Source organism: uncultured Haliea sp. (assembly GCF_963973825.1).
Taxonomy (GTDB): domain Bacteria; phylum Pseudomonadota; class Gammaproteobacteria; order Pseudomonadales; family Halieaceae; genus Haliea.
Map to the genome: position 1 here is coordinate 42,412 of NZ_CAXBAE010000016.1, position 15,038 is coordinate 57,449.

The window sequence follows — 15,038 nt, forward strand, 5'->3', positions numbered from 1 at the left end:
TGGCCGCTAGCGGAAGCGCTGCTCCAGCGCACTGAGGAAGCGCCCGACCTTGTCGTAGGTCTCCTGGTACTCCTGCTCGGCCTCCGAGTCCGCTACGATCCCGCCGCCACCCCAGCAGCGCAGGCTGCCGTGATTGGCAACCAGGCTGCGAATGGCGATATTGCTGTCCATGTGGCGGTCGGCGCTGATATACAGCAGTGAGCCGCAGTAGGCTTCGCGGCTGCAGGGCTCCAGCTCGGCGATGATCTGCATGGCGCGTCGCTTTGGCGCACCGGTGATGGAACCACCGGGGAAACTGTCTCGCAGCAGGTCCAGGGGACCGCGCCCGGGCGCAAGCTCGCCGCGAATGGTGCTGACCAGGTGGTGTACCGTGGGATAGCTTTCCAGCCCGAACAGTTGCTCGACGTGAATGCTGCCCGGTACGCAGCTGCGCCCCAGGTCGTTGCGCAGCAGATCGACGATCATCAGGTTCTCGGCGCGATCCTTGGGGCTCTCGCGCAGCGCGGTGGCGCTCTGCAGGTCGCGCGCCGGGTCGGCGAAACGCGGCCGGGTGCCCTTGATTGGCCGGGTTTCAACCTGCTGTCCCTGCAGCGAGATGAAGCGTTCCGGTGACAGGCACAGCAGCGCCTGCCCCGCCTCGGGCTCTAGATAACCGGAAAACGGCGCCGCGGCGATTTCGCGCAATGCGCGATAGGCGATAAAGGGATCACCGTCGTAACTTGCATCAAAGCGCTGTGCAAGATTGACCTGGTAGCAGTCACCTGCCTGGATATACGCCTGGATGCGCGCAAAGGCGCTGTAGTAGGCCTCGCGCGTCATGGCGGGCTGGAAGCCGCCGTGCAGCTGAAACGGACCCCGCGCGGCGTGGGCCGCTGCCAGGCGAGCCAGCAGGTCCTCACGTACACGGCCGCTGACCCAGGGCATCGCGACGAGCGCGCTGCGTTGCAGCAGATGATCCTGCACCACACACCAGTCATAGCAGCCGATGGCGGCGGGCGGCGAGGTGGGCTGCGCCGCGTCGTGGTGTGCGACGCCATGCAGCGCATTGCCCGGTTGATAGCCCAGGTAGCCCAGCAGTCCGCCGCAGAAAGGCAGGCGCTGGCTTGCGGGCGCGATTCCTGCGTAGCGTTCCCGGTGGAGTTCGGCAAGCGCCTGCAGATAGGCGTTCCAGGCGGTACCGGGAGCGCTGGCCGGCGGTACCCGCGGTGTTTCGTCAACCGGATCTGCAACGAGGATGTCGTAGCGTCCGCCATTGGCCCAGGGCTGCGCACTGTCCAGCCAGGCGGGGCAGGGCAGGGCACGCAGGGCGGTGAAGTAATGGGCACTGTCCTGCTGCCAGGGAAGCTCATCGATATGCAGGTTCACGGTGAGCTTCGGACCCTGTGAGCGTGGGGTGTCGAATGTTGACATCTCATATTTTCGTAGCCGGATCGCGCAAAAATTACGCAATCCGCTATGTACAGCCGGGAACAGCAGGGTAATTGCGAGGACTCGACCCGTCGCGTCAGCCTGTCGTTAAATTGACATTCATGGGGCATGGAATTAATGTGGTGCGCCGAATTCGGGCGGGGTGTCATCGTAAGCCCCGCCGCCGTCGCATGTAAACCCGGGAACCTAGACAGAAGGTAGAAGCTGTTGCCGGCTTCCACAGAGCGGTAACGTACCAGTATGGGAAAACGCATGAAGAAAAACACTGAGTCAGAATTGATCGCGACGCTGGAAAACCCGTTCGCCAGCGCCCCTGAACGGGAGTTCGGCGTACCGGGTCAGGTCGCCTCGCAGCCCGGTTTATACGAGAAAGCGTTGAAAGCAGGCTGGGAGTTGCAGCAGCGGCCGCTGCGTGCCGCGGGTGTCCGCAATACCCAGCGTCAGCATCAGAAGAACCGCATGACCATCTGGGAACGCATTGAGTGCCTCGCCGACGAGGCGCCAACGGTGCTCTACCAGAACTGGGGACCCAACCTGGACGGTGCCTCCCTGGTTACCGCACTGATCAAGGTGAATGGTCGCGATGTCGCGATCTACGGGCACGATTTCACGGTTCGTGCCGGTTCCATGGACGCCACCAACGGCAAGAAGCTGGCGCGGCTGTTCGAATTGGCCGCCAAACGGAAAATCCCCCTGGTCGGCCTGAATGATTCTGCCGGTGCCTATATCCCTGCCGGTGTCGGCGGGCTCGATGGCTACGCCGACGCGTTTACCGCCCTGCGCAAGATTTCCGGGGTTGTACCCAGCATCATGTGCATGTTCGGCTTCAACGCGGGCGGCGGTTCCTACCTGCCGCGGCAGGGAAGCTTCCTGATCCAGCCCAATGACACGTTCTTCGGCCTCACCGGCCCCGGCGTGGTGAAATCGGTGCTCGGTGAGGACGTTACGCCGGATGAGCTGGGCGGTCCGGGTGTGCACAGCCAGAGTGGCGTTACGGACTTCGTGGTGCCCGACGAGGTGGCTGCCCTGCGCAAGGTGCGGGAACTGCTCAAGTACCTGCCAGACAACAACAGCGCGCTGGCGCCGTACCAGGCATCCTCCGATCCGGTAACGCGCAAGACCTGGGATATCGATATCCTGCTCAAGAAGGCGTTCAACTCGCCCACCGGCTACAACACGCCGGTGGACATCAGCATACTGATCCAGCAGCTTTGCGATCACGGTGATTTCCTGGAAATCCAGGCCGAGCGAGCGCGCAATACCATCACCGCATTGGGTCGCATGGGTGGCAACGTGGTGGGTTTTGTGGCGAACAATTCGGCCGTGGCGTCCGGGCAGATCGATATCGCCGCCGCCTACAAGAACGCCCGCTTTATTCGCTTCTGCAACCTCTACAACATTCCCATTATCTTCCTGGAGGACACCACGGGCTTCCTGCCGGGGCGCGAACAGGAGGCCGGCGGTATCGTGCAGGCCGGGCGCGCCATGCTCGACGCGATCGTGGACCTGCGCACTCCGCGCTTCCTGGTGCTGGTGCGCAACGCCTTTGGCGGTGCCTACGCCTCCTATAACAATTACCCCACCGGCGCCGATTTTGTGGTTGCCCTGCCCACAACGCGTGTTGCAGTGATGGGTCCGGCGGGCGTCGAATATGTCTACAAGGATGAATTGCGGCGCATTCGCGGCAGTGTGGCGGGGAAGATAGCCGCCGAGACCGAAGCCCAGAAAGCGGCTGGCCTGTCGGAGGACGAGGCGCGTGCCACCGCCGAGCAACTGGTCCAGGGCTGGGTTAAATCGGAAGAACAGGCGCTCGCCCAGCGCTATGAACAGGAACTGATGAACCCCAACGAGGCGCTGAGCCTGGGGTCTATCTCGCAGATCGTGATGCCGTCAGACCTGCGTACCGTGCTGGCTGAACACATGGATTTCTGTCTGCGCCACTACACGCCTGAACCGCTTGCCTCTGTGCAGCGCGAGTTCCACTGACCACGGCCAAGGCCATCGCCTGATTGAGGAAATACCGCGTGTCCAACGAATACTATCTGCGCAATCCCCTGATTCACCGCGACCGCCGGCTGGCGGAGCATCCCTCAGCCTGGGTACGTCGCTTCGACTGCTCCGGGTTGCGTCCGCTGATCATCTGTCGCGGCCCCATCCGCAAAGAGGCCATGGACGTGTTCTCCGAGATGGGTATCGAACACTTCGGCATCCTGCTGTCGGAAAAGGACTCCATCGTCTACCGCAATGCCCAGGCCCCCGAGTTGCGTTCACTGACCGACCCGGATCGCGTACACCGGGTGCCCGATTACACCGGGGCGAATAAAGAGGAGCGCGACCAGCGTATCGCGCAGATCATCAGCATTGCCCACGACAACGGCTACAACGCGATTTTCGCCGGCTACGGATTCATGGCAGAAGACCAGACCATGGTAGCGGCGATGGAGCAGGCCGGGTTGAATTTCATTGGCCCCTGCTCCCGCACGGTGCACGATGCCGGCCTCAAGGATGAAGCCAAGCGCACGGCTCTGAAAGCCGGCGTTTCCGTAACGCCCGGTATCGACAATGGCACCGCACTGACGCTGCTCAAGAAGCACCCGGACGTCGACGCGCTGAAGGCGCTCTGTGCCGCCAATGATCTGCCGGCGGACCTGGACAAGCTGGATGACCCGGAGATCACCCTGGAAGACAAGGCCGACATCGTGCTGGCGGCTTCCTATACCAAAGGCGTCGACCTCTACACAGTGGACGAGCTGTGTGAAACCCTCACCGAGGCGGTGAAGAAGATGGCCGAGGATTACCCGAAAAACCGGGTGCGTCTGAAGGCCATCAGCGGTGGCGGCGGCAAGGGTCAGCGTATCCTCGGCATTGGCGAGGCCGAGCGGACACCGGAGCTGGTGCGGGAAATCCTCAACGAAGTAAAAACGACTGGCGTGGGCGACAACAAGAATGTTCTGGTCGAGCTGAACATTGAAACAACCCGCCATCAGGAAATTCAGGTGATCGGCAACGGCGACTGGTGTATCACACTGGGCGGCCGGGACTGTTCCCTGCAGATGCACGAACAGAAACTGCTTGAGGTGTCGGTAACCATCGAGTCGCTGCAGGCTGCGCTGGCTCAGGCCGAGGCGGCCGGGCGCAGTACCGAGGCTGCCGTGCTGCGCCAGGACCTGATCACGCTGGAGGAAATGGAAGACGAAGCCGCACGCTTTGGCGCGGCGGTGGGACTGGATTCCGTATCCACCTTTGAGTGCATTGTCGACCGCGACAAACACTTTTTCATGGAAATGAACACCCGCATCCAGGTGGAGCACCGGGTTACCGAGTTGTGCTACTCCCTGAAATTCACCAACCCGGACGATGAGCGTGACTTCTTCGTGGTGCAATCGCTGGTGGAGGCGATGGTGTTGCTGGCTGCGCACGGCAGTGCACTGCCACGCCCCGAGCGTATTCTGCGCCACAACGACTCGGTCGAGGCGCGTCTGAATGCGACCAACCAGGCACTGCAGCCCTCAGCGGGCGGTGTCATTGAGGGCTGGAGCGACGCCCTCGAGGGCGAAATCCGCGACGATCAGGGCATCAGCCTGCACAACCCGGACACTGACGTGTTCATGAAGTACACGCTCGCCGGCGCCTACGACTCCAACATTGCCCTGCTTCTCACCGTGGGCGACACACGCCTCGAAACCTACGAGCGCATGGCCGAGGTTATTCGCCGCACCCGTATGCGCGGCAAGGACCTGGCCACCAACCTGGAGTTCCACTACGGGCTGGTGAACTGGTTCATCGGGCGGAACATCAACGCGCGGCCGACGACGCGCTTTATCGTTCCGTATCTCACGGCGGTGGGCGAGTTGAAGGCACAGGCCAACAAGCTGGATATCGACTTTGCCTGGCAGCAGATCAGCCGCGCAACCTTGAAAGGCTTGAACGACGAGGCGGCCAAGGCGCTCAGGAGCTGCCTGGAGTTGAAGTCCACCCTGCTGCTGCGACCGCTGGAGCGTCTGCTGGCAGAACCCCATATCCTCGCTGGCTGGCTCAGCGTCAACCGCGACTGTTACACCCTGATAGACGGCAAGGTGAGCTGGAACGAAAACCCGATCGAAATGCTCGCAGACACCTACCATTTCCTCAACATGGACTACAGCGCGGACGCGCCGGCCGCGACGGTGATCTGGGATCATGACCACGCACTCCTGCAGGAGGCGCTGGACTTCTACATGGAACTGTCGCAGCGTCTCGATGCCGGGGACTGGGTACAGTTGGAGAGCGTGCTGGCCAGCACGGAAGTGCCTGAGGCGTTCACGGCGGACAGCTGGAGTGCTGCGCGAGCGGCCCATGCCGGTTTCCAGGCGGGTGTGGAAATCCTCGCCGTCCTGCCCAGCATCGCCGAAGCGACAGGCTTCTTCGATCTCACGGTCAATGAAGACCTTACCATCCACATCCCCGAGCGACTGCTCGATGCGGACCTGCAGCACGCTATGGCCAAGGTGCTGGTACCGCCGCCGGTGGCCAAGTCGGATGAAATCCTCGCCGAAAGCGGCGGCATGTTCTACGGCAGGGAGTCGCCGCAGCACACCTTGTATGTGCAGGAAGGCGATCACTTCGAAGCGGGCGATCCGCTGTACATCATCGAGGTGATGAAAATGTTCAACAAGGTGTACGCGCCCTTTGCCGGCAGCGTAGACAAAGTACTGGTCGATACCGATGGCGTGATCATCCACAAGGGCCAGCCCCTGTTCAAGGTGACGCCGGACGAGAAGATCGAGGTGGTCTCTCCTGAGGTGATTGCAGAGCAACGCCGGGAATCCACAGCACGTTTCCTGCAGCAAGTGATTTGAGGTGCCCTGAATGATTACCGCGCTGGACCATATTGCCATTGCCGTGCCTGACTTTGAAAAGGCCATCAAACGTTTCATGGAAGACTTTGGACTGCCCTTTGAGGGCACCGAGGATGTGGTGCCGGCGAAGACCTCGACGGCGTTCTTCCCGCTGCCACCGACCAGTATCGAGCTGGTACACCCGCTGAATGGCGAGGGCCCGATTGCGGGCTACCTGGAGAAGCGCGGTGGGGGCATGCATCACCTCTGCTTTCGCTCCGACAATATCGACGAAGACGTCGCACGGCTGAAGGCCAAGGGGTACCAGTTCCTGTCGGATGCCCCGACCCCCGGTGCCCATAACTCACGCGTGATCTTCATTCATCCCAAGAGCTGTGACGGCGTACTCATTGAGCTCAGCCAGCCCGGCGACGCGCACTGATCGAGACAGCGGAGAGAACACCTATGAGCGACAAGATCTACAACCGTGACGCGGCAACGCCGGAGGCCTGGCGCACCGAGGCAGAGAAAAGTCTGCGGGGCAAGGGACTGGACTCACTGACCTGGCACACGCCGGAAGATATCGCGGTAAAGCCCCTGTACACCGCCGAGGATATCGAAGCCCTCGAATACACCAATACCATGCCGGGCCTCTCACCCTATATTCGCGGCCCCCAGGCGACGATGTATGCAGGCAGGCCCTGGACCATTCGCCAGTACGCGGGCTTCTCTACCGCTGAGGCCTCCAACGCGTTTTACCGCAAGGCGCTGGCAGCAGGTGGGCAGGGTATCTCCGTCGCTTTCGACCTCGCGACACACCGCGGGTATGACTCGGATCACCCGCGGGTGACGGGGGATGTCGGCAAGGCGGGTGTGGCTATCGATTCCGTGGAGGACATGAAGATCCTGTTCGACGGCATTCCGCTCGACAAGGTCTCGGTGTCCATGACCATGAACGGCGCGGTGCTGCCCATTCTTGCGGGCTACATCGTCGCAGCGGAAGAGCAGGGCGTAGGCCAGGAGCAGCTGGCAGGCACCATTCAGAACGACATCCTGAAAGAGTTCATGGTGCGCAACACCTACATTTACCCACCTGCGCCCAGCATGAAGATCATCGGCGACATCATCGCCCACTGTTCGCGGAACATGCCGCGTTTCAACACCATCTCCATTTCCGGTTACCACATCCAGGAGGCGGGCGCCAACGCTGCGCTGGAGCTGGCCTACACGCTCGCCGATGGCAAGGAGTACATCCGTACAGCGCTCGCAGCGGGCCTCAGCATTGATGAGTTTGCACCGCGGCTGTCCTTCTTCTGGGGCATCGGCATGAACTTCTACATGGAGATCGCCAAGTTGCGCGCAGCGCGATTGCTCTGGGCGCGAATCGTGGCGGAGTTCAACCCGCAGAACCCCAAGAGCTCCATGCTGCGCACACACAGCCAGACCTCTGGCTGGTCGCTGACGGAACAGGATCCCTACAATAACGTGGTGCGCACGACCATCGAGGCGATGGCAGCCGTGTTTGGGGGCACCCAGTCACTGCATACCAACGCCCTTGATGAGGCCATTGCACTGCCGACCGAATTTTCGGCGCGGATTGCGCGCAACACGCAGCTAATTATCCAGGAGGAAACCGGCATCACCAATGTGGTGGACCCCTGGGGCGGATCCTACATGATGGAGAGCCTGACCCAGTCCATTGCCGACAAGGCCTGGGAGCTGATTGAAGAAGTCGAAGCAGCCGGAGGCATGGCCAAGGCCATCGAAACCGGCATGCCCAAGCTGCGGATCGAAGAGGCCGCGGCGCGCAAGCAGGCCCGCATTGACCGCGGTGAAGATGTCATTGTCGGCGTCAACAAGTACCGGACGGACGATGCCAGTGAGGTCGAGGTGCTGCAGATCGACAACGATGCCGTACGCACCTCGCAGCTTGCCCGGCTGGACACTGTGCGCAGCAATCGCGACGAAGCGGCGGTCGAGGAGATACTTGAGCAGCTGTACCAGGCTGCGGTCAGCGGCGAAGGCAACTTGTTGGAACTCTCCATTGAGGCGACCCGCCGGCGTGCCACCGTGGGGGAAATCTCCTTCGCCCTGGAGCGCGAGTACGGCCGTTTCAATGCCCAGGCACAAACCGTCTCCGGCGTGTACGGCTCGGCGTTCCAGCAGGATGAAAACTGGCAGGGTATCAGCATGGATATCGATGCGTTTGTCGAAAAGTATGGTCGCCGTCCACGTATGCTGGTGTGCAAGATGGGACAGGACGGCCATGACCGCGGCGCCAAGGTGGTTGCCACTGCTTTCGCCGATGTGGGTTTCGACATCGACCTGTCGCCCATGTTTTCCACGCCGGAAGAAGTGGCCCGGCAGGCCATTGAGAATGATGTCCATGTCGTCGGCGCTTCATCGCTGGCGGCAGGACACAAGACCCTGGTGCCCGCACTGGTCGAAGAACTGCGCAAGCAGGGCGCGGAGGATATCGTGGTGATCGCCGGCGGCGTTATTCCGCGTCAGGACTACGATTTCCTCTACAAGGCGGGCGTGAAGTGCATCTTTGGCCCCGGCACACCGATCCCACAGTGTGCTCGCGAGGTGCTGGACGCGGTCAACGAGGCACAAGGCGCGGCCTGAGGCCATGGCTGCTGTCGATACCGATGCGCTGAGGGCGGGCAATCGCCGAGCGCTGGCCAAGGCCATTACGCTGGTGGAAAGCTCGCTTGCCGATCACCGCGAGGGTGCGCAGCAGCTGCTCGAAGCACTGCTTCCCTACACAGGTAACAGCATCCGGGTCGGTATCTCCGGTGTGCCGGGTGTGGGCAAGTCGACCTTCATTGAGGCGTTTGGACTGTACCTGATCAGCCAGGGCAAGCGGGTGGCGGTGCTCGCCGTGGATCCAAGTTCACCGATGACCGGCGGCTCCATCCTTGGCGACAAGACCCGTATGGAAATGCTGTCCAGGCGGGAGGAGGCGTTTATCCGTCCTTCACCGGCGGCAGGGGCGCTGGGAGGGGTGGCACAGAAGACCCGTGAAACCATGCTGTTGTGCGAGGCCGCCGGTTACGATGTCATCCTGGTGGAAACAGTCGGTGTCGGGCAGTCTGAGTACCAGGTCGCCGGCATGGTCGACTTTTTCATGGTGTTGATGCTGCCCGGCGGCGGCGATGAGCTGCAGGGTATCAAGCGCGGCATCATGGAACTGGCGGACGCCCTGGTGATCAACAAGGCCGACGGTGACAGCGAGCAGCTGGCCAAACAGACGCGACAGCACTATAACGCCGCAATGCACCTGCTGCGCCAGACCACCTTCTGGACACCCCGGGTGATGACCTGTTCGGCCTTGAAGAATCAGAACATCGATGCGGTGTGGGGCATGCTGGTTGATTACTGGACCGACGCGCGCAAGGCCAACGCTTTCGATGCCAAACGGGCACGCCAGAACCGCGACTGGATGCATTCACTGCTGAACAATCTGCTGCTGCAGCGTTTGCAGCAGAATCCCAGAATACGTGCTCTGCTGCCGGAGCTGGAACAGGCGGTCGAGGCAGGTGAAACCACGGCCTATGCCGCGGCCCGGCGCCTGATTGACCTGCTCTGACCTGCGCTGCCAGTATGGCGCAAGACCTCTCTTCGAGTGAGCTCCCATGCGCTTTCGTCCGCTGGAAAAACTGATCAACCTGCACGATGGCTACCGTCGCAGCTTCCGGATAGACGAGCTCGCGCTGCTGCTGGTAGAACAGGACGGCGAGTTGTATCTGTTGGAGGCCCGCTGCCCGCACCGTGAACATCCACTTGATGCAGCCTCCATTCGCGATGGCGTGCTGGAGTGCCCGTTGCACCGCTATCGCTTTCGGCTGACAGATGGCGCTCTGGTGCAGGCCTCCGAAGAGCCGTGTCGAGGTCTGAAAACCTGGCCCCTGATTTACGAGGGCAATGAGGTCGGGTTGCTGTTGCCCGACTGAACGCGGCCGCCGCGTACCACAAGGAACCTGCCATGCTTCTGCTCGTCAACCTGCTGTCATTTTCTGCCCTGTGCTATCTGCTATACCGACTGCGCTGTCGCGGCTGGCCGCTGTCTCGGCAGATTCTTGCGGGCCTGATGGCGGGCGCCGTGTACGGTGTGGGCCTGCAGGTCGCCTGGTCGGGGCGCGCGGATCTGCTCACCGATACACTGCAGTGGACCGGTATCGTCGCCAGTGGTTATGTGAGTCTCCTGCGCATGATCATCATGCCGCTGGTCCTGGTGATGATGGTCGCCGCCGTGCTGAAAATGCGCGAGGTCGCGGATCTCGGGAAGATTGGCGGCGCCGTGGTGGGATTGCTGATTGCGACGACCATGGTCGCCGCGGTCGTCGGCATTCTGGTGACCAGCGCTTTCGGCCTGACCGCCGACAGCATCACCCAGGGTGCACGCGAGTTGGCCTCAGCAGATCTGCTGGCGCAGCGCTATGAAACCGTTGCCGGCCTGGGTCTGCCCGACATGCTGGTGCGCTTTGTGCCGGCGAACGTGTTCTACGATCTGACCGAGGCGCGTCCCACGTCGATCATCGCGGTTGTGCTGTTCGGCATTCTGTTTGGCGTAGCCGCCCTGCAGGTTGCGCGCTCAGAGCCGGCACGGGGTGCGCAGATAGAGGCGTTTGTGGACACAGCACGGCTGGTGGTCCTGCGGCTGGTGCATATCGTGATGGCGCTTACGCCCTACGGCATACTCGCCTTGATCGGCGGGGTGGTGGCGCGGTCGGACGCCGCGGACATCCTCAACCTGCTCGCCTTTGTGGTTGCCTCCTATCTGGCCATCGGCATCATGTTCGCGGTGCATGCGCTGCTGCTGCGCGTACATGGCATGGGCCTGCGACATTACTTCCGGTCGGTCTGGCCGGTACTCGCTTTTGCCTTCACCTCGCGCAGTTCGGCGGCCAGCATTCCCCTCAATGTTGAAACCCAAATCGACAAACTGCAGGTAGCGACACCGATTGCCAGCCTTTCGGCGACACTGGGTGCCACCATAGGGCAGAACGGCTGTGCGGGTATCTATCCGGCCATGCTGGCCGTGATGATCGCGCCGTCGATGGGCATTGATCCGTTGGCATGGGATTTCATGGCCGGCCTCGTGGGCATTATCGCCATCAGTTCCTTCGGTGTCGCCGGGGTGGGTGGGGGCGCGACATTCGCCGCGCTGATTGTGTTGCCGGCCATGGGGTTTCCGGTGACGGTAGCCGCCGTACTGATTTCGATCGAGCCGCTCATCGATATGGCCCGTACCGCCCTCAACGTGAACGGCGCCATGACCGCCGGCGTGGTAACGCAGCGTTGGCTGGGCGCGTCTGTGGCCCGGGATTGACGCAAGCCGCCAGCGTTTGTGGGGTTTGGGCAGATCCCGCGAAGGGTGTTGATTAAAGCGGGACGCTGCGGAATTCCACGTGCGGACCGCTGTGGCGCCAGAGTTCCTCGAATAAATCCCGGTAGCGTTCCGCGCGGGCCCGAGAGTCGGGCTCGCAGAACGCGGCCTGGTCGCTCTCTGCGGGCTTGCAGAGTACGCCACTGCGGTCGGTGAGGACCAGGGTTTCCCCTTTCCAGTCCGGGTGTTCGTCCAGCTGCTGCAGGATAACAGAGGAGGGCAGGCGTCGGGCCAGTGCCAACAGGCGGTGGCCGCGCTGGATGATTGGCCGGTAGTCGCTCACCAGAATACGCACTCGGGACTGTGCGGCGCGGCGCGCGAGCGCGCTTAATGCCGCCGCAAGCTCGCTGTTGTCGAACACCCGATGGTCCAGGTCGTGACTCAGGATGCAGATCTCGCGCGATGCGTTTTGGCACAGGGCGGCTGCCCAGCGTGCAAAAGGTTCCGGGTAGGCAATGCCGTTGGCGTAGACCTTGCCCAGGCCGGTGTCACGGCGCATCGCAACGTGCGGAATACCGGCTTCCTCGAAGGGTTCACCCTCCGGGCTGAAGCCTGCACGGGCGTAGAAATCTGCGGCGTGCTGTTGCGCGTGCAGGTAGACGCTGTCCAGACCGCGCTCCCTCGCCGCACCGATCAGCACATCCAGTACTGCGGCCCCGTGGCCATGGCCGCGGTGGTCCGCGAGTACCGCCATGCGCCCGATCTTGCCGTTGGGTAGCAGGCGTCCACAGGCGACGGGCAGGCCGTCGATCGTGCCCAGCACATGCAGGGCCTGCTCGTCCTGTCCATCCCATTCAATGTCCCGGGGCACACCCTGTTCGACAATGAAGACGGCTTCCCGCAGTGCGCGCAACGCCTCCCGGTGGGTTTCCCAGTCAACGAGTGCCAACTGCAATGTCTGTGTCGTTCTACTCGACATCCAATACCCCCTGTTGCAGCAGAAACTGTAGCACGGCTGCCGCGCCTTCGCCGCCCGGCGTGCGCACCGGGATGTCGGCACAGAGCTCGGCGAGCCAGCTCGCCATAGGTATCGGTGCAGTGCAGCTCATACCATTGGCGAAAACGCGTAGTTCTGCGCCCGTCGTTTGCCAGGCCACGCGGGCGCCCGGTGCCAGTCTGGCGGAGGCCCCGGCGCGCAGATGCCCGCGGAGCCGGCCGACCTCCTGTTCTGGCAGCGGTAGGCCATCGGCAGCGGTTATCAGCTCACCAAACCAGTGGTCGTCGGCTGTGTCGACCAGCAGGCGCAATACCTGCTCCCGCGCCGTCTGGATGTCGGCCGTGGAGATCTCTCCGCAGCGGTCTGCCAGCTTGCGGCCGGCGTCTTCCAGCAGTCGGCTGCTGTCGACCGTTTCGAGGCAGGCATCTGTGAGGTGAGAGAGCAGGTCAGCGAGGCGGGGAGCGCGAAAACCGAGGGAAAAACAGGTGGACTCACCGCGGGAAATACCCCAGTGCGCGACCCCCGGGGGGATGTAAAGCACATCGCCACAGCGCAGGGTGTATTCGGTGTGGCAGTCGAAGCGTGCCAGCAGTTTCAGGTCCTTGTGCGGCAGCAGGGGTGTGCCGTCATCGCAGCGCTGCCCGATCCGCCAGGTGCGCTCACCTTCGCCCTGCAGCAGGAACACGTCATACAGATCGTAGTGAGGGCCGATACCTCCGCCGTCCGTGGCGTAGCTCACCATGACGTCATCGAAACGCCAGCGGGGGATGAAATCGGTGAGCTGGCGCAGCTGGGCCACGTCGTCCAGCAGCTGATCCACGCGCTGCACCAGCAATGTCCAGGGGTGCGGTCGCTGGAAGTCACCCGGGTCAAAGGGGCCTTGGCTCAGCCGCCAGCTGGCTGCGCTGTCGGCGGGACCGCTGCATTCAGCGATTCGCGACTCCACGGCGTCCTCCATCGCCAGGCCGGCGAGTTCGTCCGCGCTGACGGGCGGAGTGAAGCCGGGGACAGCAGCGCGCAGCAGGAGTGGTTCACGCTGCCAGTACTTGGCCAGAAATTGCGCCGGGTCCAGCCCCTGCACGCGGCGCTAGTCCTCGCGGATCGCGCGCGCCTGCGCGGCGGCATTGCCGGTATAGCTCGCGGGGGTCAGTGCGAGCAGCGCGGCTTTCGCCTCCGGGGGGATGTCCAGCCCTGCGATAAAGGCCTGCAGGGTCTCCCGGGTCATCGCCTGGCCGCGGGTCAGTTCCTTGAGCTTCTCGTAGGGCTTCTCAATGCCATAGCGCCGCATGACGGTCTGAATCGGCTCCGCAAGCACTTCCCAGCTCTGCTCCAGGTCCTCTGCCAGGCGTGCCTCATTGAGTTGCAGCTTGCCGATGCCCTTGAGGCTGGCTTCGTAGGCGATCAGGCTGTAGCCAAAGCCCACACCCATATTGCGCAGCACGGTGGAATCGGTCAGATCGCGCTGCCAGCGGCTGATGGGCAGTTTGCTGGCCAGATGCTGGAAAACCGCATTGGCGATGCCCAGGTTGCCCTCGGAGTTTTCAAAGTCGATGGGATTGACCTTGTGGGGCATGGTCGAGGAACCGACTTCTCCAGCGACCGTGCGCTGGCGGAAATAGCCCAGGGAGATGTAGCCCCAGAGGTCACGGTCGAGGTCGATCAATACCGTGTTGAAACGCGCCACGGCGTCGAACAGTTCCGCCATGTAGTCGTGGGGTTCAATCTGGGTCGTGTAGGGGTTCCAGTCCAGGCCGAGTCCGACCACGAAGGCCTTCGCGTTGGCCTGCCAGTCCACCTCGGGGTAGGCGCTGAGGTGGGCATTGTAGTTGCCGACGGCGCCGTTGATTTTGCCCAGGTACGTTGCGGCCTCCAGCTGTGCCACCTGGCGACGCAGGCGCGCTACTACGTTGGCGATCTCCTTGCCCATGGTGGTGGGGCTCGCGGTCTGCCCGTGGGTGCGCGACAGCATCGGTGCCCCGGCGTGGGCGACCGCCAGCTCCGAGAGTGCGGAGAGCAGGCGCTGCATGGCGGGCAGCAACACGTCGTTCATGCCATCGCGCAGCATCAGGGCATGGGACAGGTTGTTGATGTCCTCCGAGGTGCAGGCGAAATGGACAAACTCGGCGATGGCTTCCAGTTCCGGGTTGCCGGCAAACCGCTCCTTGATGAAATACTCAACGGCCTTGACGTCGTGGTTGGTGGTGGCCTCAATGGCTTTGATACGCTGCGCATCGGCCTCGCTGAAGTCCTCGGCGATAGCGTCAAGCTGCGCATTCGCCTGCGGTGAGAGGGCGGGTACTTCGTCTACGCCGGACAGTTGCGCGAGTTGCTGTAGCCAGCGCACCTCAACCAGCACGCGGCGCTTGATCAGGCCGTATTCGCTGAAGACCTCGCGCAGGGGCGCGGTGCGTGCAGCGTAGCGTCCGTCGATGGGCGATATGGCGGTGAGGGCGGTCAGTTCCAT

At 62.7% G+C, this 15,038-nt stretch carries 11 protein-coding genes; 7 read left to right on the forward strand and 4 right to left on the reverse strand.

What is annotated here, in order from left to right; genetic code table 11:
* Positions 1-6: 6 nt before the first annotated feature.
* Positions 7-1,410 carry an aminodeoxychorismate synthase component I gene (pabB, locus tag AACZ17_RS15730; RefSeq protein WP_290746865.1) on the reverse strand — a complete coding sequence of 468 codons (1,404 nt, stop codon included), beginning with the start codon at positions 1,408-1,410 and terminating at the stop codon, positions 7-9.
* 270 nt (positions 1,411-1,680) lie between these two features.
* Between pabB and AACZ17_RS15735 the strand changes: the two genes are divergently transcribed.
* From AACZ17_RS15735 to AACZ17_RS15765, 7 genes are read left to right on the forward strand one after another with little or no spacing between them, the layout of a single operon-like run.
* A complete protein-coding gene (locus tag AACZ17_RS15735; RefSeq protein ID WP_290746868.1) occupies positions 1,681-3,414 on the forward strand; it encodes a carboxyl transferase domain-containing protein in 1,734 nt (577 codons plus the stop codon).
* A gap of 38 nt (positions 3,415-3,452) precedes the next feature.
* Positions 3,453-6,266: a biotin/lipoyl-containing protein gene (locus tag AACZ17_RS15740; RefSeq protein ID WP_290746871.1), complete on the forward strand. Its 2,814-nt coding sequence runs from the start codon at positions 3,453-3,455 to the stop codon at positions 6,264-6,266.
* Between the two features lie 10 nt (positions 6,267-6,276).
* Complete coding sequence (gene mce / locus AACZ17_RS15745) at positions 6,277-6,687, forward strand: methylmalonyl-CoA epimerase (protein WP_290746873.1); 411 nt, start codon at positions 6,277-6,279, stop codon at positions 6,685-6,687.
* Between the two features lie 23 nt (positions 6,688-6,710).
* Positions 6,711-8,873, forward strand: a complete 2,163-nt coding sequence (scpA, locus tag AACZ17_RS15750) for a methylmalonyl-CoA mutase (RefSeq protein ID WP_290746877.1) — start codon at positions 6,711-6,713, stop codon at positions 8,871-8,873.
* A gap of 4 nt (positions 8,874-8,877) precedes the next feature.
* Positions 8,878-9,837: a methylmalonyl Co-A mutase-associated GTPase MeaB gene (gene meaB, locus AACZ17_RS15755; RefSeq protein WP_290746879.1), complete on the forward strand. Its 960-nt coding sequence runs from the start codon at positions 8,878-8,880 to the stop codon at positions 9,835-9,837.
* 46 nt (positions 9,838-9,883) lie between these two features.
* Entirely contained in the window at positions 9,884-10,201 is a 318-nt protein-coding gene (locus AACZ17_RS15760) for a Rieske (2Fe-2S) protein (RefSeq protein ID WP_290746882.1), read from the forward strand.
* Between the two features lie 32 nt (positions 10,202-10,233).
* A complete protein-coding gene (locus tag AACZ17_RS15765) occupies positions 10,234-11,580 on the forward strand; it encodes a cation:dicarboxylase symporter family transporter (protein ID WP_290746885.1) in 1,347 nt (448 codons plus the stop codon).
* A gap of 52 nt (positions 11,581-11,632) precedes the next feature.
* Here AACZ17_RS15765 and AACZ17_RS15770 read toward each other — a convergent pair whose 3' ends face one another.
* From AACZ17_RS15770 to purB, 3 genes are read right to left on the reverse strand one after another with little or no spacing between them, the layout of a single operon-like run.
* Entirely contained in the window at positions 11,633-12,556 is a 924-nt protein-coding gene (locus tag AACZ17_RS15770) for a GNAT family N-acetyltransferase (RefSeq protein ID WP_290746888.1), read from the reverse strand.
* Positions 12,546-13,655 carry a cupin domain-containing protein gene (locus AACZ17_RS15775; RefSeq protein WP_290746891.1) on the reverse strand — a complete coding sequence of 370 codons (1,110 nt, stop codon included), beginning with the start codon at positions 13,653-13,655 and terminating at the stop codon, positions 12,546-12,548. Before AACZ17_RS15775 ends, AACZ17_RS15770 begins: the two co-directional genes overlap by 11 nt.
* Before the next feature lie 6 nt (positions 13,656-13,661).
* A complete protein-coding gene (purB, locus tag AACZ17_RS15780; RefSeq protein WP_290746894.1) occupies positions 13,662-15,038 on the reverse strand; it encodes an adenylosuccinate lyase in 1,377 nt (458 codons plus the stop codon).